The sequence below is a fragment of the Saccharothrix algeriensis genome (assembly GCF_016907655.1).
Classification (GTDB): Bacteria; Actinomycetota; Actinomycetes; order Mycobacteriales; family Pseudonocardiaceae; genus Actinosynnema; species Actinosynnema algeriense.
Genome location: NZ_JAFBCL010000001.1, coordinates 4783479 through 4809256, shown reverse-complemented (window position 1 = coordinate 4809256; position 25778 = coordinate 4783479). Strand labels below are relative to the sequence as shown.

26 protein-coding genes are annotated in these 25778 nt (G+C 74.0%); 5 read left to right on the top strand and 21 right to left on the bottom strand.

Annotated features, from left to right (window positions below):
- Positions 1-7 precede the first annotated feature (7 nt).
- Both JOE68_RS22050 and JOE68_RS22045 read right to left on the bottom strand, forming a co-directional pair.
- Complete coding sequence (locus JOE68_RS22050) at positions 8-295, bottom strand: DUF167 domain-containing protein (protein ID WP_204844185.1); 288 nt, start codon at positions 293-295, stop codon at positions 8-10.
- On the bottom strand, positions 288-839 hold the full coding sequence (locus tag JOE68_RS22045) for a TetR/AcrR family transcriptional regulator (RefSeq protein ID WP_204844184.1): 552 nt from the start codon (positions 837-839) through the stop codon (positions 288-290). The genes JOE68_RS22050 and JOE68_RS22045 overlap by 8 nt, the downstream gene beginning before the upstream one ends.
- A 114-nt stretch (positions 840-953) precedes the next feature.
- Here JOE68_RS22045 and JOE68_RS22040 point away from each other — a divergent pair, with 114 nt between their 5' ends.
- From JOE68_RS22040 to JOE68_RS31925, 3 genes are read left to right on the top strand one after another with little or no spacing between them, the layout of a single operon-like run.
- Positions 954-1502, top strand: coding sequence for an RNA polymerase sigma factor (locus JOE68_RS22040; RefSeq protein ID WP_204844183.1), 549 nt, complete (start codon positions 954-956; stop codon positions 1500-1502).
- Positions 1499-2218, top strand: coding sequence for an RNA polymerase sigma factor (locus JOE68_RS22035; RefSeq protein ID WP_204844182.1), 720 nt, complete (start codon positions 1499-1501; stop codon positions 2216-2218). The genes JOE68_RS22040 and JOE68_RS22035 overlap by 4 nt, the downstream gene beginning before the upstream one ends.
- Before the next feature lies 1 nt (position 2219).
- The gene (locus JOE68_RS31925; RefSeq protein WP_275584737.1) at positions 2220-2342 is read left to right on the top strand and encodes a hypothetical protein; all 123 of its coding nucleotides are present in this window, start codon (positions 2220-2222) and stop codon (positions 2340-2342) included.
- A 166-nt stretch (positions 2343-2508) separates the two neighbouring features.
- Here JOE68_RS31925 and ileS read toward each other — a convergent pair whose 3' ends face one another.
- The 13 genes from ileS to ftsW form a co-directional block, all read right to left on the bottom strand.
- Positions 2509-5619 carry an isoleucine--tRNA ligase gene (gene ileS, locus JOE68_RS22030; RefSeq protein WP_204844181.1) on the bottom strand — a complete coding sequence of 1037 codons (3111 nt, stop codon included), beginning with the start codon at positions 5617-5619 and terminating at the stop codon, positions 2509-2511.
- A 1003-nt stretch (positions 5620-6622) separates the two neighbouring features.
- Positions 6623-7198, bottom strand: a complete 576-nt coding sequence (locus JOE68_RS22025; protein ID WP_204844180.1) for a hypothetical protein — start codon at positions 7196-7198, stop codon at positions 6623-6625.
- 30 nt (positions 7199-7228) lie between these two features.
- Complete coding sequence (gene wag31 / locus JOE68_RS22020; protein WP_204844179.1) at positions 7229-8041, bottom strand: DivIVA-like cell division protein Wag31; 813 nt, start codon at positions 8039-8041, stop codon at positions 7229-7231.
- A 45-nt stretch (positions 8042-8086) separates the two neighbouring features.
- A complete protein-coding gene (locus tag JOE68_RS22015; RefSeq protein ID WP_184690542.1) occupies positions 8087-8371 on the bottom strand; it encodes a YggT family protein in 285 nt (94 codons plus the stop codon).
- A gap of 20 nt (positions 8372-8391) precedes the next feature.
- Entirely contained in the window at positions 8392-9012 is a 621-nt protein-coding gene (locus JOE68_RS22010; RefSeq protein ID WP_204844178.1) for a cell division protein SepF, read from the bottom strand.
- Between the two features lie 69 nt (positions 9013-9081).
- Positions 9082-9780, bottom strand: a complete 699-nt coding sequence (locus JOE68_RS22005) for a YggS family pyridoxal phosphate-dependent enzyme (protein WP_204844177.1) — start codon at positions 9778-9780, stop codon at positions 9082-9084.
- Positions 9777-10481: a peptidoglycan editing factor PgeF gene (pgeF, locus tag JOE68_RS22000; RefSeq protein ID WP_204844176.1), complete on the bottom strand. Its 705-nt coding sequence runs from the start codon at positions 10479-10481 to the stop codon at positions 9777-9779. The genes JOE68_RS22005 and pgeF overlap by 4 nt, the downstream gene beginning before the upstream one ends.
- A gap of 106 nt (positions 10482-10587) precedes the next feature.
- A complete protein-coding gene (gene ftsZ / locus JOE68_RS21995) occupies positions 10588-11910 on the bottom strand; it encodes a cell division protein FtsZ (protein WP_204846227.1) in 1323 nt (440 codons plus the stop codon).
- A gap of 208 nt (positions 11911-12118) precedes the next feature.
- Positions 12119-12643 carry a DinB family protein gene (locus JOE68_RS21990; RefSeq protein ID WP_204844175.1) on the bottom strand — a complete coding sequence of 175 codons (525 nt, stop codon included), beginning with the start codon at positions 12641-12643 and terminating at the stop codon, positions 12119-12121.
- Between the two features lie 393 nt (positions 12644-13036).
- Entirely contained in the window at positions 13037-13765 is a 729-nt protein-coding gene (locus JOE68_RS21985) for a cell division protein FtsQ/DivIB (protein ID WP_204844174.1), read from the bottom strand.
- Positions 13762-15108 (bottom strand): UDP-N-acetylmuramate--L-alanine ligase, encoded by a 1347-nt coding sequence (gene murC / locus JOE68_RS21980; protein WP_204846225.1) that lies wholly within the window; start codon positions 15106-15108, stop codon positions 13762-13764. Before murC ends, JOE68_RS21985 begins: the two co-directional genes overlap by 4 nt.
- Positions 15109-15152: 44 nt before the next feature.
- Positions 15153-16256, bottom strand: coding sequence for an undecaprenyldiphospho-muramoylpentapeptide beta-N-acetylglucosaminyltransferase (gene murG, locus JOE68_RS21975; RefSeq protein WP_307819806.1), 1104 nt, complete (start codon positions 16254-16256; stop codon positions 15153-15155).
- Between the two features lie 72 nt (positions 16257-16328).
- Positions 16329-17780, bottom strand: a complete 1452-nt coding sequence (gene ftsW / locus JOE68_RS21970) for a putative lipid II flippase FtsW (RefSeq protein ID WP_204844173.1) — start codon at positions 17778-17780, stop codon at positions 16329-16331.
- A gap of 220 nt (positions 17781-18000) precedes the next feature.
- On the opposite strand from ftsW, the gene JOE68_RS21965 reads away from it, so the two are divergent.
- Positions 18001-18861, top strand: a complete 861-nt coding sequence (locus JOE68_RS21965) for an aminoglycoside phosphotransferase family protein (protein WP_204844172.1) — start codon at positions 18001-18003, stop codon at positions 18859-18861.
- On the opposite strand, the gene JOE68_RS21960 is transcribed toward JOE68_RS21965, so the two are convergent.
- Together JOE68_RS21960 and JOE68_RS21955 are read right to left on the bottom strand one after the other, a co-directional pair.
- Positions 18851-19021 (bottom strand): DUF397 domain-containing protein, encoded by a 171-nt coding sequence (locus JOE68_RS21960; RefSeq protein ID WP_204844171.1) that lies wholly within the window; start codon positions 19019-19021, stop codon positions 18851-18853. The genes JOE68_RS21965 and JOE68_RS21960 overlap by 11 nt on opposite strands.
- Before the next feature lie 10 nt (positions 19022-19031).
- Positions 19032-19874: a helix-turn-helix domain-containing protein gene (locus JOE68_RS21955; RefSeq protein ID WP_204844170.1), complete on the bottom strand. Its 843-nt coding sequence runs from the start codon at positions 19872-19874 to the stop codon at positions 19032-19034.
- A 22-nt stretch (positions 19875-19896) separates the two neighbouring features.
- Between JOE68_RS21955 and JOE68_RS21950 the strand changes: the two genes are divergently transcribed.
- Positions 19897-20322 carry a hypothetical protein gene (locus JOE68_RS21950; RefSeq protein ID WP_204844169.1) on the top strand — a complete coding sequence of 142 codons (426 nt, stop codon included), beginning with the start codon at positions 19897-19899 and terminating at the stop codon, positions 20320-20322.
- Here the strand turns inward: JOE68_RS21950 and murD are convergent.
- From murD to JOE68_RS21930, 4 genes are read right to left on the bottom strand one after another with little or no spacing between them, the layout of a single operon-like run.
- On the bottom strand, positions 20307-21677 hold the full coding sequence (murD, locus tag JOE68_RS21945) for a UDP-N-acetylmuramoyl-L-alanine--D-glutamate ligase (protein ID WP_204844168.1): 1371 nt from the start codon (positions 21675-21677) through the stop codon (positions 20307-20309). The two genes, JOE68_RS21950 and murD, sit on opposite strands and share 16 nt — an antisense overlap.
- 3 nt (positions 21678-21680) lie before the next feature.
- Positions 21681-22769 (bottom strand): phospho-N-acetylmuramoyl-pentapeptide-transferase, encoded by a 1089-nt coding sequence (gene mraY, locus JOE68_RS21940; RefSeq protein WP_204844167.1) that lies wholly within the window; start codon positions 22767-22769, stop codon positions 21681-21683.
- Positions 22766-24226 (bottom strand): UDP-N-acetylmuramoyl-tripeptide--D-alanyl-D-alanine ligase, encoded by a 1461-nt coding sequence (locus JOE68_RS21935; protein WP_204844166.1) that lies wholly within the window; start codon positions 24224-24226, stop codon positions 22766-22768. Before JOE68_RS21935 ends, mraY begins: the two co-directional genes overlap by 4 nt.
- Positions 24223-25764 carry a UDP-N-acetylmuramoyl-L-alanyl-D-glutamate--2,6-diaminopimelate ligase gene (locus tag JOE68_RS21930; protein WP_307819805.1) on the bottom strand — a complete coding sequence of 514 codons (1542 nt, stop codon included), beginning with the start codon at positions 25762-25764 and terminating at the stop codon, positions 24223-24225. The genes JOE68_RS21935 and JOE68_RS21930 overlap by 4 nt, the downstream gene beginning before the upstream one ends.
- Between the last annotated feature and the right edge of the window lie 14 nt (positions 25765-25778).

Here is a 25778-nt window from a genome sequence, read left to right as displayed (position 1 = left end):
CGGCCGCTCAGCCGACCGGGCCGAGGAGGGCTTCGAGGCGCTCGGCGGCGTCGGCCGGGGCGGGGTCGAGCCGCACGACCTTGTCACGGCCCCGCTCACCGCTGGTGATGAGCACGTCCCGCCCGCGCACCCCGAACGCCTTCGCCAGGGCCTTGCGCACGGCCTCGTTCGCCTTGCCACCCACGGCCGGGGCCGCCACCGCCACCACCAGCGCCGTGCCGCCCCAACGGCCGCCCACGGCGTCCCGCTTCGCCCCCGGCTTGACGCGGACGGCCAGGCGGAACGGCTCAGCCACGGGCGGTCACCACGGCCAGGGTGTCCTCCAGCAGCTCCGCCCAGCCGGTGAGGACGTGCGGCGCGGCGGTCAGGAGCTGGGCCTGGCCCAGGTAGACCGAGTACGCCAGGACGGCGCGCCGCCGGGCCGTCCCCGCGGGGAACCCCAGGGCGCGGAACAGCTCCTCCAGGTAGGCGATGCGGCGGTCGGTGACCCGGCGCAGCACCGGCGCCACCGCCGGGTCGTCCTTGGCCGCCAGCAGGGCCAGCTCCACGGCGCTGTCCCACGCGTCCTCCAGCACCACCCGGTACAGCAGCCGCAGCCGGGCCGGCGGGGTGGCGCCGGCCTCGGCGCGCGCGATCACCTCCTCGGTGCGCTCGCGCTCCCAGCGCTCGAGGGTGGCCTTGAGCAGCGCCTCGCGGTTGGGGAAGTGCCAGTACGCGCTGCCCTTGGTGGCGCCGAGCCGGGCCGCCAGGGGTTCCACCGCCACCGCCGCCACGCCGCCCTCGGCCAGGGCCAGCAGGGCCACCTCGGTCCAGTCGTCCTTGGTCCGGCGCCGCTTCACGCTCCGTACGCTACCGAAGGGTCCTCGTCCCGGGGCGGGCGCGAACGCGCGGCGTCCACAACTCCCGCGGGCGCCCGTCTTCCGGTTACCGGGCGCTGACCAGAGGGAGGGTTCGTGACACCGGAGGACTCCGATGACCACGCGGCCACCTTCGCCGACTTCTACCACCGGGAGCGCACCCGGCTCTTCCGGTTCGCCGCCGTGATGTCCCCGCACCTGGACCACGAGTCCGCCGTGCAGGAGGCGTTCGTGCGGGCCTGGCGCCACTGGCCCTCGATCAGCCCGCCCGCGCGCCGGGCGTGGCTGGTCAAGGCCACCCGCAACCTGCTGGTCGACCAGGCCCGGCGGCGGGAGCGGCCCGGCGAGGTGACCGACGAGGTGATCGCGCGGTCCCGGCTGCTCGTGCAGCGGCACCGCGACGCCGAGGCGTGGCACGAGCTGACCAGCACGCTGGCCGCCATCGCCCGGCTGCCCGACCGGTTGCGCACCGCGCTGGTGCTGCGGTTCTGGGACTTCACCGACGACGAGATCGCCGACGTGCTGGGATGCGGGCGCGACACCGTGCGCCGGTACGTGACCGAGGCGCGGGCGCTGATCGCCGAGGAGGTCGGCAACCCCGAGCGGCGGGCGCGGGGTTCGCGGCGCGGGAAGGGGACACGATGACCGACGACCACCTGGACCGCCGCTCGGTCGCGGGCCCGCCGGCGGACCTGGACCCCCGGCTGGACCACCTGCGCGCCGAGCTGACCGAGGCCATCCCCGACGACCCCGGCTCCGACGACCTGGGCGTGGCGGCGATCATCGCGCAGGGCGCGCCCGCCGCCTCCGGGCCGGAGCGCCACGCCGCCCTGCTCACCGCCGCGCGCACGGGCGACCGCGGCGCGCTGGACCGGCTGGTCGCCGAGCTGACGCCGCTGGTGTGGCACGTGGCGCGGGGCAACGGCCTGGACCGGAGCACGGCCGAGGACGTGGTGCAGACGGTGTGGCTGAGCCTGCTGCGCCACCTGGACCGGATCGCCGAGCCGCGGGCGCTGGCGGGCTGGCTCATCGTCACCACGCGCCGCGAGGCGCACCGGGCCTGGCGCGAGGCCAACGGCCGGGCCGCGCTGTCGACCGACTCGGCCGCCGACGTCCCGGACACCCGGTGGCTGCCGGAGACCGAAGCCCTCCGCGACGACCGCGACCGCCGCCTGTGGCGGGCGTTCGCGGCCCTGCCCCGCCGCTGCCAGGAACTGCTGCGGCTGACCGTCCTGGCCGGCCGGGCGGAGTACCGGGCCGTCGCCGAGGCCCTGTCCATGCCGCGCGGCAGCATCGGACCCACCCGGGGCCGCTGCCTGACCGCGCTGCGCACCCGCCTGGAGCGCGAGGGAGGTGCCTGACGTGCCCGAAGACCTCACCGCGTGGCTGGACGACCTGGTCGACACCCTCGACCCGCCGCCCCCGCGCCTGGTGGAGCAGGTCCACGTGCTCCTGCTGCTCGCCGGCGCGTTCCCGGCGGCCTGACCCGGCCATCCGGGGGCGCCGCCGGCGGCCGGCGCGGAGCCGGGCGCGGCCCGACCCGACCCGGCCCGACCCGACCCGGCCCGACCTGGCCCGACCTGGCCCGACCTGGCCCGACCTGGCCCGACCACCGAGGGGGCGCCGGACCCGGCGCCCCCTCGGTGGGCCGTCAGAGCCGCCGGACCGCGACCCGCACCTTGGTCCCGTCGCCGACGACGCCCTCCGCGCCACCGTCGACCGGCCCGTGGACCACCTCGTCGGCCAGCGTCTCCTCGGCCACGAACCGCTCGAACCGGCGCACCGCCTCGGCGACCTCGCCCTCGGCCGGCTCCAGGGTCAGCGAGATCCGGTCGGAGACCTCCAGGCCCGCGTCCTTGCGCGCCTGCTGCACCACCCGCACCAGGTCGCGGGCGATGCCCTCGGCCGCCAGCTCCTCGGTCACCGCGGTGTCCAGCACGACCAGGCCGCCGCTGTCCGGCAGGGCCGCCGTCGCGCCGCGGTCGGTGGCGACCAGCCGCTGGTCGTACTCCTCCGGGAACAGCTCGATGCCCGCGGCCACCACCTTCCCGTCCACCTCGGCCCAGTCGCCGGACTTCACGGCCTTGATCACCTTCTGCACGTCCGGCCCCAGCCGCGGGCCGGCCACCCGCGCGTTGACCGCGAGCTGGAAGTGCCCGTGCGCGTCCACGTCGGTGGTCAGCTCGACCTCCTTGACGTTCACCTCGTCCCGCACGATCTCGGTGAACGGCTCCAGCCGCCGCGCGTCGCGCGCCGCGATGACCAGCTTCGCCAGCGGCAGCCGCACCCGCAGCTTGTTGGCCTTGCGCAGCGACAGCGCGGTCGACGCCACCTGCCGCACCTGGTCCATCGCGACCACCAGCGCGTCGTCGGCGGGCAGGTCGGCCGCCGACGGGTAGTCCGCCAGGTGCACCGAGCGGCCACCGGTCAGGCCCCGCCACACGACCTCGGCGGTCAGCGGCAGCAGCGGCGCGGCCACCCGGCTCACCACCTCCAGCACGGTGTGCAGGGTGTCCACCGCGTCCTGGTCGCCCGCCCAGAACCGGGTGCGGGAGCGGCGGACGTACCAGTTGGTCAGCACCTCCAGGAACTCCCGGATCGACGCGCACGCGCCCGAGATGTCGTAGGCGTCCATCCGGGCCGTCACGTCGGCCACCAGGTCGTGCGTCTTCGCCAGCGCGTACCGGTCGAGCACGTGCCGCGAGTCCGTCCGCCACCGGCCCTCGACGCCCTCCGCGTTCGCGTACAGGGCGAGGAAGTACCAGGAGTTCCACAGCGGCAGCACGGCCTGGCGCACCGCGTCCCGGATGCCGCGCTCGGTGACGACCAGGTCGCCGCCGCGCAGGATCGGCGACGCCATGAGGAACCACCGCATGGCGTCCGAGCCGTCGCGCTCGAAGACCTCGTTCACGTCCGGGTAGTTCTTGCGCGACTTGGACATCTTCTGGCCGTCGTCGCCCAGCACGATCCCGTGCGCCACGCAGTTCCTGAACGCCGGGCGGTCGAACAGGGCCGTCGCCAGCACGTGCATCGTGTAGAACCAGCCGCGCGTCTGGCCGTTGTACTCCACGATGAAGTCACCGGGGTAGTGGTCGTCGAACCACTCGGCGTTCTCGAACGGGTAGTGCACCTGGGCGAAGGACATCGAGCCCGACTCGAACCAGCAGTCCAGCACCTCGGGCACCCGGCGCATCGTGGCCCGCCCGGTCGGGTCGTCCGGGTTCGGCCTGGTCAGCTCGTCGATGCCGGGCCGGTGCAGGTCGGTCGGGCGCACGCCGAAGTCGCGCTCCAGCTCGTCCAGCGAGCCGTAGACGTCCACCCGCGGGTGCTCCGGGTCGTCGGACACCCACACCGGGATCGGCGAGCCCCAGAACCGGTTGCGGGAGATGTTCCAGTCCCGCGCGTTCTCCAGCCACTTGCCGAACTGGCCGTCCCGGATGTGCTCGGGCACCCAGTTGATCTGCTGGTTCAGCTCGACCATCCGGTCCTTGAACCTGCTCACCGCGACGAACCACGACGACACGGCGCGCTGGATCAGCGGGTTGTCGCACCGCCAGCAGTGCGGGTACGGGTGGTCGTAGGTCTCGTGGCGCAGCAGCAGGCCCGCGTCGCGGAGGTCGCGGATGATCGCCTTGTTCGCGTCGAAGACGTGCTGGCCCTCGTACGGCGGCACCTCGGCGGTGAACCGGCCGTGCGCGTCCACGGGCACGACGACCTCGATGCCCGCCGCGTCCGTGACGACCTTGTCCTCCTCACCGAACGCGGGCGCGATGTGCACGATGCCCGTGCCGTCCTCGGTGGTGACGTAGTCGGCGGCCAGCACCTGGTGGGCGTTCTCCCGGCCGACGAAGAAGCCGAACGGCGGCGCGTAGCGGCGGCCCACCAGGTCCGCGCCCTTGCAGCGCGCGACCACGGGCGGCTCCTCGCCCAGCTCGCGGGCGTAGGCGGGCACGCGGGCCTCGGCCAGCAGGTAGCGCTCGCCGTTCGCCTCGACGGTCACGTAGTCCACGTCCGGGTGCACGGCGGCGGCGAGGTTGGACGGCAGCGTCCACGGCGTGGTCGTCCACACCAGGGCCAGCTCACCGGTCTCCAACCGCAGCCCGACCGTCACCGCCGGGTCCTGCCGGTCCCGGTAGGTGTCGTCCATCTTGGTCTCGGTGTTGGACAGCGGCGTCTCGCAGCGCCAGCAGTACCAGAGCACCCGGAAGCCCTCGTAGACCAGGCCCTTGTCCCACAGGGTCTTGAAGGCCCACATGACGCTTTCCATGTAGTCCAGGTCGAGGGTCTTGTAGTCGTCGTCGAAGTCCACCCAGCGCGCCTGCCGGGTCACGTAGTCGCGCCACTGGTCGGTGTACCGGAGCACCGACGTGCGGCAGACCTCGTTGAACTTCTCGATGCCGAACGCCTCGATCTCGGACTTCGACGAGAACCCGAGCTGCTTCTCGGCCTCCACCTCGGCGGGCAGCCCGTGGGTGTCCCAGCCGAACCGGCGCTCGACGTGCCGGCCGCGCATCGTCCGGTAGCGCGGGACCACGTCCTTGACGTAGCCGGTCAGCAGGTGGCCGTAGTGCGGCAGGCCGTTGGCGAACGGGGGGCCGTCGTAGAAGACGAACTCGTTGGCGCCCCGGTCCCCCGCGGGCCGGGCGTCGATCGAGGCCCGGAACGTCCGGTCGGACTTCCAGAAGTCGAGGACGTCCTGTTCCAGTGCGGGAAAAGACGGCTGGGAGGGCACCGAACCCTCGCCTGCCTTCGGGTAGGCCATCGCGCAGCTCCTCGCGTGCTCCAGTCATCGGCAACACGGGGACGACGCGCTCAGGCGCACCGCGGTACCACCCCGCTTGCCGACGCGACGCGCACGACGGCCACTCGTTACCGGCTGTAACGGGCCGAACCCGTCCGGTTCTACTGAGGCTCGCGCCCGTTCTTCCGGAGACTCCCCGGTGATGTCCGGATCAACGCCGTTCTAAGTCAAGCGTAACCGCCCGCGCAAACGCGATCCCTTCGCGGTCGGCCCCACCCCCAGGCCGACGACCGGGCCGGACCGCTCCTGACGGGACCGCCCCTGACCGGACCGCCCCGACCCCGGCACCTCCGACCGCCGGCACTCAGGACCACGGCAAGACCGCGCGGGAGCAGAACCCCCCTTGAACCGCCACCCCTGCGCTCGTGGCTCCGCACGCCCCGTGCAGACCGGTGTCTTCGTGTTCTCCCCGTATGGCCTGCCCGGAGGGCTACCATGCTTTCTTGGGGGGTGCAAGCACGCTTTTCGCTTGCACCCCCCAAGAAAGCATGGTCGTCTTTGACAGGCCATGCGGGGAGAACACGACCGCTCTTCCTCCTCCTTGGCGGCCTGCCTGTCCGGCGAGGACTCTTTTAATCCCTTCAGCCTCGGGCGGCACAGCACTGATCAGATCCGCACCGCACCTGTTCCAACCCGGATCAGTGCAGGTCAGAGGTATGAAGAGCGGCCGAGAGGCCCCCAAGGAGGAGGAAAAGAAAGAGCGGTCGTGTTCTCCTCCCCGCACGGCCTGCCGAAGGCAATCGCATTTGTCGGGGGGTGTCAAGCGAAGAGCGTGCTTGACACCCCCCGACAAATGCGATCGGGCTGCGCCCAGGCCGTACGGGGAGGAGAACACGAAGGCACCGGTGTGCGCACGAGGTGCGGCACTGCTCCGCGCATTGCGGAAAAGGTTCGCAGACGGGGGTGAAGCGAACAGGGGTGCAGCCGGCGGGGAGCGACTGCGAGTGAGGGCCGGCAGAGGTGCTCAGAGGCCCGACGAGCGCTTCTTCGCGGCCAGCGCCGAGTCGGGGCCGCACACCGCGCACGGCGTGAAGCCCAGCCGACGCGCCTCGGAGACCGGCAGGCCCAGCGAGGCCCGGCCGCCGAGCCACTCGCACGCCGCCAGGTGGTAGCGCGGTCGCTCGTCCAGCACCCGGACCTCATCGGGCAGGTCCGCGACGATGAGCGCGTCCGCCGCGTCCGTGCCCTCCTCGGCCGGCTCGGCGGCCCCGGCGCCCTCGTTCCGGGCGGGCGAGCCGGACGAACCGACCCGACCGGCAGGACGGCCGGCTCCGCCGGCAGCCCCGGCGCCGGCCGCGTCGTCCGGAGCGGGAACGGGTCCGTCACCGAGCGCGTGGTCGGACCGTCCCGCCGCGGCGCCGGCAGCCGCCGGGGCTCGCCCTGTGCGGCGGCGGTGCCGCCACCAGTCCCAGAGCAGGACCAGGGCGGCAGCCGCGCTCGCACCCACGGAGGACCACGCCCAGTGGGACTGGGAGGTGGTCAGCGCGGGGACCAGCAGCCCGAGGGCCGCCAGCACCAGCAGCAGGACGACGTACAGCACGCGCGCGGACCCGGATCACCGACCGATCGGTCAGCCGGCCTCGGCGCGCGCCCCGAACGAGTAGCCCTGCTGGCGGCCGTCGGACGGCGCGGCGGGGCCGCGGTCCTGCAGGTCGCGCAGCGAGGACTCCAGCATGGTCTTGAGCCGGGTCCGGTACTCGCGCTCGAACGTCTGGAGCTTGTCGATCTGCTTCTCCAGCGTGTTCTTCTCCTGGGTGATGTTGCCCATCACCTCGGCGTGCTTGCGCTGCGCGTCGCGGTCGAGCGCGCTGGCCTTCTCGCGGGCCTGCCGCTCCAGCGTCTCGGCGCGCGTGCGCGCGTCGTTCAGCATGGTCTCGGCGCGGGTGCGCGCCTCGTTCACCATGGTGTCCGCCTTGGCGCGCGCCTCCGAGAGCAGCTGCTCGGACTTGGTCCGCGCCTCGGACAGCATCCCGTCGGCCTCGGCCTTGGCCTCGCCGGTGAGCCGGTCGGCCATCTCCTGGGCCAGGCCGAGCACCTTGGCCGCCTGCACGTGGTGGTCGCCACCACCGCCGGGCGAGGTCTGCTCCATGGCCGAGGGGGGCGGCACCGGCGCGAGCCGGCGCGGCTCGTCGACGACGCGGCCGGGACCGACGCCGGCGGCTACCTTGGCGCGGGCGTCCTCGAGGTCGGCTCGTGCGGTCTCGACCTGCTGGTCGAGCTGCTCGACCTGCTGGCGCAGGTCGTTGTTCTCCTCGATCAGGCGGGCGAGCTCGCCCTCAACCAGGTCGAGGAACGCGTCCACCTCGTCCTCGTTGTAGCCCCGCTTGCCAATCGGCGGCTTGCTGAACGCGACGTTGTGCACGTCCGCGGGGGTCAACGGCATCAGATCACCTCACGCACTCCTGGGCTGTGGACATCCCTGGTCCCCTCACCTGGGATCGGCTACTCGCATCAGAATGATAACGACCAGCAACAGCACAATAATGGACAAGTCCAGACCGATGCCCCCGATCCGCACCGTCGGGATGAGCCGACGGAGCAGCCGGACCGGGGGATCGGTCACGGTGTAGACGGTCTCCAGGGCCACCGCGACGCCGCCTGCGGGCCGCCACTCCCTGGCAAAAGACCTGACCAGCTCCACGACGACCCGGGCCGTGAGGAGCAGCCAGAACGCGAACAGCACGTAGTAGACGACGAGCGCGAGTGCGAACACACCACCAACTGTGCCATCACTCACCCGTGGTTGAGGAACCCGCCCTCGGCGAGCCGCCGGCGGTCCTCCGCCGTGACGTCGATGTTGGGCGGTGAGAGCAGGAACACCTTGTTGGTGACCTTGTCGATCGAGCCGCGCAGCGCGAACGCCAGCCCCGCCGCGAAGTCGACCAGCCGCTTGGCGTCCGCGTCGTTCATGTCGGTGAGGTTGATGATCACCGGGGTGCCGTCGCGGTAGTGCTCGCCGATGGTCCGCGCCTCGCTGTAGCTGCGCGGGTTGAGCGTGGTGATGCGGCCCAGCGGCTTTCGGGCGGGCTCGGGCGCCGGGCGGGCCCGGCTGACCGGCTCCCGCTGCGGCTCCACGGCCAGCGCGCCGTGCGTCGGCTCGGCGGTCCAGGACCGCCGAGCCGCCCGGGCCCGCAGGTCGGCCTCGAAGTCCTCCGCCTCCTCCGGCTCGCCGCGGTAGCGGGTCGCCGGCCGGCGGCCGTTGCGCTGCTCGGGGTAGGGCTCGTAGTCCTCGTGGTCGGCGTACTCGGCGCGGTAGTCGTACCGCCCCGCTCGGTCGGCCTCGTAGTCCGGGTCGTCGGCGTACTCGGCGGGAACCATCCCGAAGTAGGCCTTCAGCTTGTGAAACCCGCTCATGGTCGAGCCCTTCCTCCGCCGATCCCTACCCGCAAGGACGTCGCGGCCGTCCCAGAGGTTCCCCGACAGTTACGGCGAGGCTAGTCTCCGGCCGCCCAGCAACGCTGTTCCGACACGCACGCACGTGGATCCGCACGCAATCGCATCTTCCAGGTCACCGGACATCCCCGCCGAGATCACGGTCGCAGTGGGGTGATCGGCGCGCAAGCGGGTTACCGCACTGTGAAGAGCGTCAAACGCCTGGCGTGGAGACATCCCGAGGGGTGCGACAGTCATCACACCGCGCAGGACAAGTTCGTCCTTCCGGGTGACGTACTCGGCCAGCCGGGGCAGGTCCGGCAGCGGGTGCCCGCCCCGCTTCGGGTCGCCGTCGATGCTGACCTGCACCAGGACGTCCAGCGGCGCGGTCGCCGCCTTCGCCAGGGCGTCCGCCAGCCGCTCGGAGTCCACCGAGTCGACCTGGTCGGCCCACCGCACGACGGTCCTGGCCTTGTTGCGCTGGAGGCCGCCGACCATGTGCCAGCGGGCCGGCGCGCCCGGCCGCAGCGCGGCGAACTCCGCGACCTTCGGCCCCGCCTCCTGGTCCCGGTTCTCGGCGAACTCGGTCAGCCCCAGCTCGGACAGCAGCGCCACGTCCTGCGCCGGGAACGTCTTGGTGACCGCGAGCAGCGCCACCTCGGCGCTGTCCCGCCCGGCGGCGGCGCACGCCCGGTCGACCCGCGCGCGGACCTCGGCCAGGTTCGCGGCCAGCTCGTCGCGGCGGTTCACGACTCGGCCCAGATCACGCCGGCGATGCGCCCCGTGCCGGGGTCGCGGCGGTGGCTGAACAGGTCGCGCTCCTCCACCGTGCAGCGGGGGTCGACGCCGATCCGGCCGACCCCGGCGTCCGCGAGCTGCTGCCACAGCCCGGCGCGCAGGTCCAGCGCCGGCTTGCCGGCCCGGGTCTCGGTGGCGCTGCCGGGCAGGTGCCGCTCGACGTCGGCCCGCATCTGCTCGGGCACCTCGTAGCACCGGCCGCAGACGGCGGGCCCGAGCAGGGCCTCGACCCGCCCCGGCTCGGCGCCCAGCTCCCGCATCGCCGCGAGGGCGGCCGGCACGACGCCGACGCGGGCGCCGACCCGCCCGGCGTGGACGGCGGCGACCACCCCCGCCTCCGGGTCGCCGAGCAGCACGGGCACGCAGTCGGCGGTCAGCACCGCCAGCGCGAGGCCGGGGACCTTGGTGACGACCGCGTCGGTGGCCTCCAGCGGGGTGTCCCGCGGGCCGTCGACCACGCCGACGGCGCGGCCGTGGACCTGTTCCATCCACACCAGGCGATCGGGCCCCAGCCCGATGCCCTCGGCCAGCCTGCGGCGGTTGGCCGCCACCGCCGAGGGGTCGTCGCCGACATGGTCACCGAGGTTGAACGACTCGTAGGGCGGCCGGGAGACCCCGCCCCTGCGGGTGGTCACGACACGACGGATGCGCACCCTCACAGCCTGCCATGCACGGGGGCCGGCACGGCGGAGGGGAGACCAGCCGAACCCGCTCGGCCGATCCCCCCTCCCGCTCGCCGGACCGCTCGGCGCCTAACCGCTAGCGGCGCATGAACGGCGGCACGTCGACCTCGTCGTCCGGGTCGTCGGTCACCGGCACCGCGCGGCCGGGCAGCGAACCCTGCGACAGCGGCCGGGAGATCGTCGGCGGCGGCTGGACCGGGCTGACCGGCGGCGGGGGCGGCGCGGTGTGCTGGACCGGCGGCGGCGCCTGGTAGACCGGCTGGGACAGGGCGCCGCCCTGCACCGGCTGCGGCGGCACGGCGGGCCTGCTCGGCAACTGCTCCGGCGGGGACTGCTGCTGCTCCACCACCACCGGCGGCGGCGCGTTGACCACGCCGGGCTGCCCCGGCGCGCCCGCCCCGTTGCGCGTCGCGCCGGACAGCGCCTGCGGTTCGAGCTTCTTGTGCGTCGGGCCGCCGCTGTCGAACCCGGCGGCGATGACCGTGACCCGGACCTCGTCGCCGAGCGAGTCGTCGATCACCGTGCCGAAGATGATGTTGGCGTCCGGGTGGGCGGCCTCCTGCACCAGCGAAGCCGACTCGTTGATCTCGAACAGCCCGAGGTCCGAACCGCCCGCGATGGACAGCAGCACGCCGTGGGCGCCCTCCATGGACGCTTCCAGCAGCGGCGAGTTGATGGCCTTCTGCGCGGCCTGCACCGCGCGCCCCTCGCCGCGGGCCGAGCCGATGCCCATCAGCGCCGACCCGGCCCCGGACATGACCGACTTCACGTCGGCGAAGTCCAGGTTGATCAGGCCGGGGGTGGTGATCAGGTCCGTGATGCCCTGGACACCGGAGAGCAGCACCTCGTCCGCGGAGCGGAAGGCGTCCATCAGGCTGACGCCGATGTCGCCGAGCTGGAGCAGCCGGTCGTTGGGGATCACGATCAGCGTGTCGCACTCGTTGCGCAGGGCCTGGATGCCCTCCTCGGCCTGCTTGGCGCGGCGCTTGCCCTCGAACGAGAACGGCCGCGTCACGACGCCGATGGTGAGCGCGCCGAGCTTGCGGGCGATGGACGCCACGACCGGCGCGCCGCCGGTGCCCGTGCCGCCGCCCTCGCCCGCGGTCACGAAGACCATGTCCGCGCCCTTGAGGACCTCTTCGATCTCCTCGCGGTGGTCCTCGGCGGCCTTGTGGCCCACCTCGGGGTTCGCGCCCGCGCCGAGCCCGCGGGTCAGCTCCCGGCCGATGTCGAGCTTGACGTCGGCGTCGGACATCAGCAGCGCCTGCGCGTCGGTGTTCACCGCGATGAACTCGACGCCCTTGAGCCCGACCTCGATCATCCGGTTCACGGCGTTGACACCGCCGCCGCCGATGCCGACGACCTTTATCACCGCGAGGTAGTTGTGCGGGGGCGTCATCGGATCCGCCTTCCTGATCGTGTCCGTGCTCATGTGCTGGAGTGGATGACCACCGGCGTCCCACCCGGACGGAGCTCCACCCGGATTGAAACCCTCAACCAGAGGTTGAAGGTTATGTCAACCCCGTATGTCCTTCAGGACGTTATGCACGAAAAATGCCTCGGTCCAGTTGCCACGCCGTGTCTTGTCCCGACCGGGTGAGCCAGGTCTACTCGCCGGTCGCGCCGTCGAGCAGCTCGCGCACCGCGTCCAGGTGCCCCGCGTGCCGACCCGTCTCCTCGACGAGGTGGATCAGCACCCAGCGCACGGAAAGCCGCTTGTCCCCGCGGAACACCACCTCGTGGTCGAGGTCGAGCCCCGCGACGACCTCCCGGCTCACCGCGCACTGCCCAGCGTAGTCGGCCAGCAATCCGGAGATCGTCTCCCCCGGCTCGACGCGCCAGTCGGCGTCGGGGTCCTCCGCCGAGTACGGGGCGGTGTCGGGGTGCCCGCCGAGCACCACCCGGAACCAGTAGTGCTCCACCCAGCGGAGGTGCTTGACCACCCCGGCGGCCGTGGTGAGCGGCGAGGGGAGCACCGCGCGCCGGCCGTCCTCCTCGGACAGCCCGGCGAGCTTCAGCTCGACGGTGCCCCGCAGGTAGTCCAGGAACGCGCCCAGCAGGGTGCGCTCGTCGCCGGTCCAGGGCACGTCCACCCGGTCCTCGGGCCTGGTCACGATCTTCGGCTCGGTCATGGCGCGCAGTATCGCCGCCGGCGGCGGGCCGCAGAACCGGATTTCGCCGCGACCCGGCCCGGTCGCGGGGACGTCCGGGCCGGCGCGGCGTGGTGAGCATCACGCCCCACCCGGACACCGCCGCCCGGCCACCGGACGGGAGGGTCGGGCGACGCCGGTCCCGGGAGCGGTGCCGGCCGGAAGCGGCACAACCGAAAGCTACGCAAACGGAAGCGGCGCAAATGGAAGCGGCAAGCCCGGGAGCGGCAAGCCCGTGCCGCGCCGCGGCGCGGCACGGCCAGGAGCGGCGCGCCCGAGCCCGGCGCCCGAGCACGCCGCCCGAGCACGCCGCGGCGCGGCACGGTCAGGAGCGGCGCGCCGGCGCCGACTCCCCCGCCGCGCACCGGGTCCGCCTCAGGACACCGCGGGCAGCTCCGGGCTCGACACGTCGAACACCGTTCCCTCGCGGGTCATCAGCACCTGCACCACCGCCGCCTTGCGGGGCGTGTCGGCCGCCGAGCCCCAGCGGACCTCGCGACCGCCGGTCAGCGCCAGCTTCACGTCCGCGCCGGTGGTGGCCGACACGGTCAGCACCTCCCGCCGCAGCTCCTCGGGCAGCCCGGTGACCACCGCGACCGCGGCCGGCGTCCCGGCGGGCTCGGCCTTGAGCTCCGGCAGGCTCCCCGGAGCCTGCGGCACCACCGCGTAGTCCAGGCCGGTGGCGTCCACCAGGTGCGCGCCGTCGCCCCGCACGACCACGGCGACGGGCTTGCGCTCCTGCACGGTCAGCCGCACGGTGCCGGGCAGCGACCGCTCCACGGCCACGGCCGCGACCCGCGGCAGGGCGCGCACCCGCTCCGCGACCCGCTCGACGTCCAGCCGGACCAGCGGCGTGCCCGGCTCGACCGCCGCCGCCGCGCGCACCTGGTCGGCGGTCAGGTCCGCGGTGCCCAGCACCTCGACCTCCCGCACGCCCAGCAGCGGCGTGAACCAGACCGCCACCACGACGGCGGTCACCGCCACCAGGACCAGGACCGCGACGGCCCGGCGGCGCAGCACCGTGCGCCGGGACGGGCCGCCGCGCCCCGACGGGCGCCGCCGCTGCGCGGTGGCGGGTCGGTGGCGCGCCGTCTGCGTGCTCATCCCCGGTCCAGCTCCCCGATGATCTCGGGGCCGAGCATGGTCACGTCGCCCGCGCCCATGGTCACCACCACGTCGCCGTCGCCGACCAGGCCCGCCACCAGCGCGGGCACCCGGTCGAACGACGGCTCGTAGTGCACCCGGCCCTCCTCCAGCGGCACCCGGCCCGCCACCAGCGCGCCGGTCACCCCGGGCTCCGGGTCCTCCCGCGCGCCGTACACGTCGAGCACCACGACCTCGTCGGCCAGGCCGAGCGCCGCGCCGAACTCGTCGGCGAACAGCCGGGTGCGCGAGTACAGGTGGGGCTGGAACACCACGACCAGCCTGCCGCCGTCGGCGACCGGCCGGGCGGCGGCGAGCTGGGCGGAGACCTCCGTCGGGTGGTGGGCGTAGTCGTCGTAGACCCGCACGCCCGCGGCGCGGCCCTTGAACTCGAACCGCCGGCGCACCCCGCCGAACGCGGCCAGGCCCTCCAGCACGCAGTCCCGCCGCGCGCCCAGCTCCAGCGCCGCGACCAGGGTCGCGACCGCGTTGGCCGCCATGTGCTCGCCCGGCACCGCGACCCGCACCGGCACCGCCTCGCCGTCGACCTCCACGACCGCGAGCCCGCCGCCCTCGTGGGGCCGGTAGTCGACCAGCCGCGCCGCGCCCGGACCGCTCGCCGTGCGGCCGTAGGGCCGCACCCGCAGGCCGCGGGCCGCCGCCCGCCGCGCCAGCGCCGCCGCGCCCGGGTCGTCCGCGCACACCACCAGCACGCCGTCGGGGTCGATGCGCTCCAGGAACGAGTCGAACACCGCGGTGTAAGCCTCGACCGTGCCGTGGTGGTCCAGGTGGTCGGCCTCGACGTTGGTCACCACCGCCACCGACGGGGCGAAGTACAGGAACGACCCGTCGCTCTCGTCGGCCTCGGCCACGAACACGCCGCCGGTGCCCTGGTGGGCGTTCGCACCGGACTCGTTGAGGTCGCCGCCGATCGCGAAGGACGGGTCCATCCGGCAGTGCTGCAGCGCCACGGTGAGCATGGAGGTCGTGGACGTCTTGCCGTGCGTGCCGGCCACGCAGGCCACGCGGTGGTCGAGCATCAGCGCGGCCAGCGCCTCGGCCCGCCGCAGCACCACGACGCCCCGGTCGCGCGCCGCGACCAGCTCGGGGTTGTCCTCGCGGATCGCCGTCGACACCACGACCGCCGTCGGACCGCCGTCGAGCTGGTCCAGGTGCGCGCCGTCGTGGCCCACCGCGACCGCCGCGCCCTGCGCGCGCAGCGCCAGGACGGTGCGCGAGTCCTTGGCGTCCGAACCGGACACCTGCGCGCCGCGCGCCAGCAGGATGCGGGCGATGCCGCTCATGCCCGCGCCGCCGATACCGACCAAGTGCACCCGATCGAGCAAGTTCACTTCCGGATCACTTCCAGGACGATGCGGGCCAGCACCTCGTCGGCCTCGCGGTGACCGGTGCTCAGCGTCGCGGCGGTCATCGCGGCCAGCCGCGCCCGGTCGGCGACCAGCGGCACCGCGTTCTGCGCGACCCACTGCGGCGTCAGCTGCTCGTCGGGCACCAGCAGGCCGCCGCCCGCGGTGACCACCGGGCCCGCGTTGAGCGCCTGCTCGCCGTTGCCGTGCGGCAGCGGCACGAACACCGCCGGCAGGCCCACCGCCGACACCTCGGCGACGGTCATCGCGCCGGACCGGCACAGCACCGCGTCGGCCGCCGCGTAGGCCAGGTCCATCCGCTCCAGGTAGGGCACCGGCACGTAGGCCGGCGCGCCCGGCACCGCCTGCACCGCGACGGTGTGCTTGGGCCCGTGCGCGTGCAGCACGCCGACGCCCGCCCGCGCGAACGCCGACGCCGCGCCGGACACCGCGTTGTTGATCGTCCGCGCGCCCTGCGAGCCGCCGAACACCAGCAGCGTCGGCGCGTCCGGGTGCAGCCCGAAGTACGCGCGGGCCTGGGCGCGCAGCGCCGCGCGGTCCAGGGTCGTGATCGAGTGGCGCAGCGGGATGCCGATCACCTCGGCGTCGCCCAGGCCCGAGTCGGGCACGGCGGCGGCGACCCGCTCGGCGAACTTCGCGCCGACCTTGTTCGCCAGGCCGGCCTTGGCGTTGGCCTCGTGCACGACGATCGGCAGCCGGCCGCGCGCCGCCAGGTAGGCGGGCAGCGCCACGTAGCCGCCGAAGCCGACCACCACGTCCGCGCGGACCCGTTCGAGCACCTCGCGGGTGCGCCGGACCGCCTCGCGGACCCGCAGCGGGAGCTTGAGCAGGTCCGGCGACGGCTTGCGGGGCATCGGCACCGGCGGGACGAGTTCCAGCGGGTAGCCGCGCGCGGGCACGAGCTTGCCCTCCAGCCCGCGCTCGGTGCCGAGCGCGACCACGCGCGCGTCGGGCCGCAGCCGCATGACGGCGTCGGCCAGGGCCAGGGCGGGCTCGATGTGCCCGGCGGTGCCGCCTCCGGCGACCACCACGCACGGTCCGGCCTGCTGGGGAACCCCGGTCACGCACTTCCTCCTTGTTCGGTACTGCGTTCGGTACTGCGACGGCGGTCGACCGCCGGCCGGTCCCGGCAGGGGCTAGCGCCCGTCGCGACGCCGGGACCGGTCCTGGGTCGCCTTGCGGGAATCGCGCCGACGGTACTCCGACGGCGGAGCGTGCCGGCCGGCCATCCTCCGCTCGTCCACGGGGGGCGGCGCGGCCTTGCGGCTGCGCGGCGGCGTCGAGGGCCGCACGGGTTTGCGCCGGGGCGGCGGCTTGTACGCCTCGGGCGGCGGCAGCCGCAGCACCCCTCCGACCCGGCCGGGGCCGAGCGAGCGCAGCGCGGAGACGGCCTCCGGCTCGTGCCGGGCGCAGTTGGCCAGGATGCCGAAGACGACCATCGTGGTGACGATCGACGTGCCGCCGGAGGAGATCATCGGCAGCGTGATGCCGGTGACCGGCAGCAGCGTCACGACGTAGCCGATGTTGATGGCGGCCTGCGCGACCAGCCACACGGTCAGCGTCGAGGCCACCATCCGGATCCACGGGTCGGTGTTGCGCGCGGCGATCCGCAGCCCCACCACCGCCAGCAGCGCGAACAGCCCGAGCACCAGCAGGCACCCGATGAAGCCCAGCTCCTCGCCGATGACGGCGAAGATGAAGTCGCTGTGCACGTTGGGCAGGTAGCGCCACTTGGAGCTGCCGTTGGTGAGCCCCTTGCCGAAGAACCCGCCCTCGGCCAGCGCGAGCAGCGCCTGCCGCGGTTGCAGCCCCGCGCCCAGCGGGTCCTTGTCCGGGTCCAGGAAGGTCGCCACCCGCAGCAGCCGGTACGGCGCGCCGATCGCCAGCACGACCGCGCCGGCCACCGCCCCGACCGCGACCGCGCCGAACAGCCGCAGCGGCGCGCCCACGAACCACAGCAGGCTGATCAGCACGACGCCGAGCGTGATCGTGCCGCCCAGGTCGGGCTGGAGCATGACCAGCGCGAACACCACGAGCGCCACCGGCACGACCGGCACCAGCAGGTGCCGGTACTGGTTGAGCAGCGCCCGCTTGGTGACCAGCACGTGCGCGCCCCACAGGGCCAGCGCGAGCTTCGCCGCCTCGATCGGCTGGAACGACGCCGAGCCGACCATGAACCAGGACTGCGCGCCGTAGTGCGTCGTCCCCAGCGGGGTCAGGACGAGCACGAGCATGATGACGCACACCAGCATCGCCATCGTGCTGGCGTGCCGGATCGCGCGCAGCGGTATGCGCAGCACGATCAGGAACAGCACCGCGCCCACGCCCACGTACAGCAACTGCTTCTGGAACACGCTGTAGGCCGACGCGCCGACGGCGACCTCGCCGGGCGCGGACGCCGAGAGCACCATGATCAGGCCGATGGCGGTCAGCATCCCGAAGACCGCCAGCAGCAGGTGGAAGTCGGCCAGTGGCCGGCCCAGCCACGCGGTGAGGGCGCTGCGGACGACGACCGCCCGGCCGCCGCCGCGCCGGGTGCGGGCGGCCTTGGGCGGCCGTTCCGCGATCGCTCTGTCCGCCGCTGTCATGCGCTCATCGTCTCCCGCTCCGTGCGGTGGAAGGCGAAAATCCGCCGCGTGTCGCCCAGACGCGACCCCGATCACTTCTGTGCCCCGACCGGTGGACGCCCGAAACCCGCTGGCGGTTGCGCGCCGGGCACGATCGGATCACCCCGTGCACCCCCGAGAACCGCACCCCGAGCAACCGCATCCCGAGCAACCGCATCCCGGTGGGACGCGCTCCGGTGGGATGCACCCCGGAGAACCCGTCATCGACGCGCCGCTGGTCCGCCGCCTGCTGGGCGAGTGCTTCCCGGCCTGGGCCGACCTGCCGCTGCGCCGCGTGTCCTCCACGGGCACCGACAACGCCCTGTTCCGCCTCGGCGAGGACCGGGTGGTCCGGCTGCCGCGCGTGGGGTGGGCCGCCCCCGGCATCGAGCACGAGCGCGCCTGGCTGCCCGTCCTCGCGCCGCACCTGCCCGTCCCCGTCCCCGAACCCCTGGGCCTGGGCCGGCCCGCCGCCGGCTACCCGTGGCCGTGGGCGGTGCACCGCTGGCTCGACGGCGCGAACCCGACCACCGCCCCGCCCGGCCTGGGCCGGGACCTGGCGGGTTTCGTGGCCGCGCTGCGCCGCGTCGACCCCTCCGGCGCCCCGGCCGCGAGCCGCGGCCGGCCCCTGGCGGCCAGGGACGAGGCGACCCGCGAGGCGATCGGGGCGCTGGGCGACCGGATCGACGCGCCGGCGGTGACCGCCGCCTGGGAGGCGGCCCTGTCCGCCCCGCGGTGGCGCGGGGCGGCGGTGTGGACCCACGCCGACCTGTCCCCCGGGAACGTCCTGCTGCGCGACGGGAAGCTCGGCGCCGTCATCGACTTCTCGACCGCCGGCGTCGGTGACCCGGCCGCGGACCTGCCGGTGGCGTGGAACCTGCTGACGCCGCCCGAGCGCGCGGACTTCCGCGCCGCGCTGGGCGACGACGAGGCGACCTGGCGGCGCGGCCGGGGCCTGGCCCTGTCCATCGCGCTGATCCAGCTGCCGTACTACCGGGACACCAACCCGGCCCTGGCCGCCAACTCCCGCCACGTCATCGAGCAGGTGCTGGCTAACCCCTGAGCCGGGCCAGGAACGCCGCCATGGCGCGATCGGAGAACCCCAGCACCGGCCCACCGGAGTTCTTGCTGTCCCGCACCCGGACGGCGGTGGCCGATCGCGCCACCTCGACGCAGTTCCCCGTGCCGTTGCTGCGCCCGCTCTTGCGCCACGTCGACCACATGATGCGCTCCTCAGAGGTCCGCGATCACCCGCTCGATGAACGCGGCGGACTCCTCCGGGTCCCAGGCCGCAGCGCGCAGGTGATTCATCACCACGCTATACCGCTCGGTTTCGGTGTCGTCGTCCAAGTAGAGCCCGCCGGTCAGGTTGTCGATGTAGACGACGCTCGGGAAGTCGGTGAACTTCAGCAGCGTGAACGCGGTGCCCATCGCCATGTGCGCCCCCTTGCCGAAGGGCAGCACCTGCAAGGTCACGTTCGGCAGCGTGTCGATCTCCAGCAGGTGACGCAGTTGGGCCGCGTGGCTGCCGCCGCCGACCGCCCGGCGCAGGGCGGCCTCGTCGAGGATGGCCCAGACCGAGAGCGATCCGTCCTCGACCCGTTGTTGCCGAGCCTGCCGCAGCTCGACGCGCTTGTGGATGACCTCGTCCGCCGCGTCGGGCGTCCGTGTCCGCATGACCCACCGGGCGTACTCGGGGGTCTGGAACAAGCCCGGGACGAGGTCGATCTCGAAGGTGTCGATCGCGACCGCCTCCGACTCCAGGGCCACGTACTCCGAGAACCAGTCGAACACCACGTCGCCGTAGACGTGCCACCAGCCGCGCTTCTTGGCCACCTTCGCCAGGCGCAGGAGCCACTGCGCCTTCTCGGGTCCGGCTCGATAGGTCTCGGCCAGCGCTTTGGTGTCCGCGATGGACACCCCGGTGACCGCCGATTCGATGCGGCTGATCTTCGACTTGGAGAAGCCCAGCTCGCGGACCACGTCATCGAACGTCAGGCCCGCCTCCTCTCGCAGCCGGACCAGCGCGCCGGCCAGGACGCGCCGACGGACTCCCGGACCTCGGCTCTGTGGCATGACTGCGACATTAGCGGCACAAGTGACCACCGAACGGGTGAAGTTCTGCAACACGGCCAAATGCCTCATTGCAGGAAAGGGCGCTCAGGTGGATGTTGACGCCATGACAGCCATCACCGCCGCTCTGGCTCGCGCCCACCACCTGCTCCGTCAGGACATGCTCGGGTACCTCGACGCCGTCGAGCGATTGACCAGCGAATACGAGGTCGAGGACGACACGGTCCTGACCGTCGCGCGCACCGAGGTCCCCCGCCTGATCGCAGCGCTCCGGGCGACCGTCTGCGACCACCGGGCCGACCACCACGGCCTGTGCCTCGGATGTCCGCCCACTTGGGTCGACGGGCGGCTCGGCCGCGAAACCTGGCCGTGCCCGGTGGTCGACCGCGCGCAGGGATTCCTCAACGATCCCGACAGCATCTATGACACCGTCCCCTACGAACGGCGGTGACCGGTCCCCACCACGGCCAGCACGGCGTCGGCGAAGGCCCGCCCCCGGTGCGCGTAGTCGTTGAACATGTCCATCGACGCCGCCGCCGGGGCGAGCACCACGGCGTCCCCCGGCCGCGCCATGGACCGGGCGGCGCGCACCGCGTCCTCCATGGTCGCGTCGTCCAGCACGGCCACGGGCACGGACGGCGCGTGGCGGGACAGGGCCGCGGCGATCACCCCGCGGTCCGCGCCGATCAGCACGGCGCCGCGCAGCCGGTGGGCCTCGGTCCGCACCAGGTCGTCGACCGACGCGCCCTTCAGCAGCCCGCCGGCCACCCACACCACGCTCTCGTGCGACCGCAGCGACGCCTCGGCCGCGTGCGGGTTGGTCGCCTTCGAGTCGTCGACGTAGGACACGCCGCCGGACTCGGTGACGAACTCCGCCCGGTGCGCCCCAGGGCGGAAGTCGCGCAGGCCCCGGCGCACCGCCTCCGCCGACACGCCGTGCGCGCGGGCCAGGGCGGCGGCGGCCAGGGCGTCGGCGATGCCGGGCGGCCCGCCGGGGCGCACGTCGGCCACGGGGGCCAGCACGGTGTCCGGGCCGAACGCCCGGTCCACCAGGTGGCCGTCCAGCACGCCCAGCTGCCCCTCCTCGGGGGCGCCCGCGGTGAACCCGACGTGCACGGCGGCCGGCGAGCGGTGCAGCAGGTCCGCCACGTACGGGTCGTCCACCCCCGCGACGGCCACCTCGCCCGTCAGCACGCCGGCCTTCGCGGCGGCGTACCCCTCGAACGAGCCGTGCCAGTCCAGGTGGTCCTCCGCCAGGTTCAGCAGCACCCCCGCCGCCGGCCGCACCGAGGGCGACCAGTGCAGCTGGAAGCTCGACAGCTCCACCGCCAGCACCCGGCGCCCGGCCAGCAGGGCGTCCACCACCGGCAGGCCGACGTTCCCGCACGCCACCGCGTCGATGCCGGCCGCCCGCAGGATCGACTCCAGCATCCCGACGGTCGTGGTCTTGCCGTTGGTGCCGGTCACGGCCAGCCACGCGGGCGGGTCGGCCAGCTCCAGGCCCATCCGCCAGGCCAGCTCGACCTCGCCGACCACCTCGACGCCCGCGGCGGCGGCAGCGCTCAGCAGCGGGCTGTCCGGCCGCCAGCCGGGGCTGGTGACCACCAGCTCCACCTCCGGCGGCGGCGCGGCCAGGCCCGGCACCAGGGCGACGCCGGGCAGCAGCGGCTCCAGGGCCGCCAGCCGGTCGGCGCTGCCGTCGGTGACGGTCACCGCCGCGCCCGCCGCGAGCAGCGCCTCGGCGGCGGACCGGCCGGTGACCCCCGCTCCGGCGACCAGGACGTTGCGACCGGCCAGCAGTCCCATGGGTCAGCTCCCCGCCGCCGTCAGCCACTCGCTGTAGAACAGGCCCAGGCCCAACATGCAGCAGATGCCCGCCAGCAGCCAGAACCGGATGATGACCGTGGTCTCCGCCCAGCCGGCCAGCTCGAAGTGGTGGTGGAACGGCGCCATCCGGAACAGCCTTCGCCGGGATGTGCGGAACACCGCCACCTGCAGCACCACCGACAGCGCCTCGACCACGAACAGGCCGCCGATGACGACCATCAGCAGCTCGGTGCGGGTCGCGATCGACAGGCCCGCCACCAGGCCGCCCAGCGCCAGCGAGCCCGTGTCGCCCATGAAGATCTTGGCCGGCGCGGCGTTCCACCACAGGAAGCCGATGCAGCCCGCCATCGCGGCGGCGGCCACCAGCGCCAGGTCCAGCGGGTCGCGCACCTCGTAGCAGCCGGCCACCAGCAGGTTCGAGCAGTTGTAGCGGAACTGCCAGAAGGTGATCACCACGTAGGTGCCCAGCACCATCGCCGACGTGCCGCCCGCCAGGCCGTCCGCGCCGTCGGTGAGGTTCACCGCGTTGGACCACGCGCTGATCGCCGCGTAGCAGAACACCACGAACCCGACCACGCCGAACGACACCACGGCGATGTCGCGGACGAACGAGAGGTTGACCGACGCGGGCGTCAGGCCGTCCCGGTTCGGGAACTGCATCACCAGGATGGCGAAGATGATCGTGGCGACGAACTGGCCGACCAGCTTCGCGGTCTTGTTCAGGCCCAGGTTGCGCTGCTTGCGGATCTTGATGAAGTCGTCCAGGAAGCCGACGACGCCCAGCGACGTGGTCAGCATCAGCACCAGCAGGCCGGACGCGCTGGGCGTCTGGTCCGCCGCGGACGCCGACATGGAGTTCACCAGGTGCGCGCCGAGGTAGCCCGCCCACATCGCGACCAGGATCGCGACGCCGCCCATGGTGGGCGTGCCGCGCTTGGTCTTGTGGCTCTGCGGCCCCTCTTCGCGGATCTCCTGGCCGAAGCCCTGCCGCGAGAATATCTTGATCAGGTACGGCGTCAGCATGATCGACGCGATCAGCGCGATGGCCGCCGCGATGAGGATGCTCTTCACTTGCTGACCGCCTCCAGGAGAGCCTCGGCAACCCGCCACAGGCCGTATGAGTTGGATGCCTTCACCAGCACGACGTCACCCGGCCGAACCTGGTCGCGCAGCAGCTCCACGGCCGCCGCGGCATCGGGCACCAGTACCGCTTCTTCGCCCCATGATCCTTCCAGGTGCGCGCCCTGGTGCATCGGGCGGGCTTCCGGACCGACCACCACCAGCTTGTTGATGTCCAGGCGGACCGCGAGCCGGCCGATCTCGTCGTGCGCGCGGACGTGGTCCGCGCCCAGCTCCGCCATCGGGCCCAGCACGGCCCAGCTGCGCCGGGCGGGCGTGGTGGCGCGGGAGATCGTGGCCAGCGACTTGAGCGCGGCGCGCACGGACTCCGGGTTCGCGTTGTAGGCGTCGTTGACGACGGTCACGCCGTCGGGGCGTTCGGTGACCGCCATGCGGTGCGCCGAGACCCGCTCGGACCTGCCCAGCGCGTCGGCCACCTGCTGCGGCGTGGCGCCCAGCGCCAGGGCGATCGCGGCGGCGGTCAGGGCGTTGCCGACCTGGTGCGACCCGTGCACGGCCAGCCGCACGTCCGCCTCGCCCTGCGGCGCGACCAGCCGGAACCCGGCGCGGGCCTGCGCGTCCAGCGCCACGTCGACGGCCCGGACCTGCGCGGCCGGGTGCTCGCCGACCAGCACGACCTCGGCCCGCGTCCGCGGCGCCATGCCGGCCACCAGCGGGTCGTCGGCGTTGAGGACCGCCACGCCGTCGGCCGGCAGGGCCTCCACCAGCTCGCCCTTGGCCTGCGCGATGCCCTCGCGGGAGCCGAACTCGCCCAGGTGGGCGCTGCCGACGTTGAGCACCGCGCCGACCCGGGGCGGGGCGACCCGGCACAGCCCGGCGATGTGGCCGGGCCCGCGGGCGGACAGCTCCAGCACCAGGAACCGGGTGTCGGCGTCGGCGCGCAGGACCGTCCACGGGTGGCCCAGCTCGTTGTTGAACGACCCGGGCGGCGCGATGGTCGGGCCCAGCGGCGCGAGCACCGCGGCGATCAGGTCCTTGGTGGAGGTCTTGCCGGAGGACCCGGTGACCCCGACGACGGTCAGGTCCGCGAGCCGGTCGACGACGTGCCGGGCGAGCTTGGCCAGCGCCGCGAGCACCGCCGCGCCCGCGCCGTCCCGGTCGCCGGAGAGCACGTAGGCCCTGCCGGGCCCGGCGTCGACCGGCGGCGCGATCACGGCCGGGGCGTCCACCGGGCGCCCGGCCAGGACGCCGGCCGCGCCCGCCGCGACCGCCCGGGCGGCGAAGTCGTGGCCGTCGACCCGCTCACCGGGCAGCGCGAGGAACAGGCCGCCCTCGCCGAGCCGGCGCGTGTCGAACTCGACGGAGCCGGTGACGACCGGCGAGCCGTCCGTGCCGTGCAGGGTGCCGCCGACGACCTCGGCGATCTCGGCGAGCGTGAGGGGGATCACCGGCGCGCCTCCCCGATGGCCGCGGACAGGGTCTCCACGTCGGAGAACGGGTGCACGACCCCGGCCACCTCCTGCCCGGTCTCGTGGCCCTTGCCCGCGACCACGACCACGTCCCCGGCGCGGGCCAGCGACACCGCGTGCCGGATCGCCCGGCCGCGGTCGCCGATCTCCAGCACCTCGCCCCGCTCGGCCTCCGGCAGCTCCAGGGCGCCGCCCAGCATCGCGGCGCGGATGGCGGCGGGGTCCTCGGTGCGCGGGTTGTCGTCGGTGACGATGAGGACGTCGCTGCGCCGGGCCGCCTCCTGCCCCATGAGCGGGCGCTTGGCGGTGTCCCGGTCGCCGCCGCAGCCCAGCACGGTGATGATGCGGCCGGTGGAGCGGGCGCGGACCGCGTCCAGCGCCAGGGCGACCGCCTGCGGCTTGTGCGAGTAGTCCACGACGGCCGCGAAGTCCTGGCCCTCGTCGACCCGCTGCATCCGGCCGGGCACCCGCACCTGCGCGAGGCCGCGCCGGATCGCGTCGGCGCCGATGCCGCGCGCGTGCAGGCAGGCGATGGCGAGCAGGGCGTTGGCGACGTTGAACGCGCCGGGCAGCCGCAGGTCCACCGGGATCTCCAGGCCGGGGCCGCGGGCGGTGAACGCCTGCTCGCCGGTGGTCGAGACCCGCACGTCGGTCGCGGTCCAGGTGGCGTCGCCGGCCGCCGTCGCCACGGTGATCGTGTCGGGCGTGACCAGCCGCCTGCCCCACTCGCCGTCCACGCAGACGACCTCCGTCGCGGCCCGCCCGTCGAACAGCAGCGCCTTGGTCCGGAAGTAGTCCTCCATGTCCGGGTGGAAGTCCAGGTGGTCCTGCGAGAGGTTGGTGAACGCGCCCACCGCGAACCCGACGCCGCCGACCCGGCCCAGGCGCAGGGCGTGGCTGGAGACCTCCATGGTCACGTCCGTGACGCCGCGCTCCTCCATCACCGCCAGCAGGGCGTGCAGGTCGGGCGCCTCGGGCGTGGTGAGGGCGCTGTCGAGCCGCTCGCCCGCGATGCGGGTCTCGACGGTCCCGATCAGCCCGGTCTCCCGGCCGGCGGCCTTGAGCACGGCCTCGACGAGGTAGCTGGTGGTGGTCTTGCCGGAGGTCCCGGTGATGCCGAAGACCGCGAGCCGCGCCGACGGGTTGCCGTACACGCGGGCGGCCAGCACCCCCAGCACCTCGCGGGGCTCGGGGTGCACGAGCACCGGGACGTCCCGGCGGGCGTCGCGGACCCGGGCCGCGCCCGCCTCGTCGGTCAGCACGGCCACCGCGCCCTGCGCGACGGCCTGCTCGGCGAAGTCCGCGCCGTGCGCCCGCGCGCCCGGCAGCGCGGCGAACAGGTCGCCGGACCGGACGTGCTGGGCCCGCAGCGTCACCCCGCTGACGAGCACGTGGGCGCGGTCGGGCGCGGTGAGGTGCGCGTCGACGGTGGAGGCGAGCTCGGACACGGCGACGGGCTGGACGCGGGAAGGGCGAGGCGGGGCGGTCGCGACCTTGCCCTCAAGCTTGGCAGGCACGCGCGGAAGGCTAC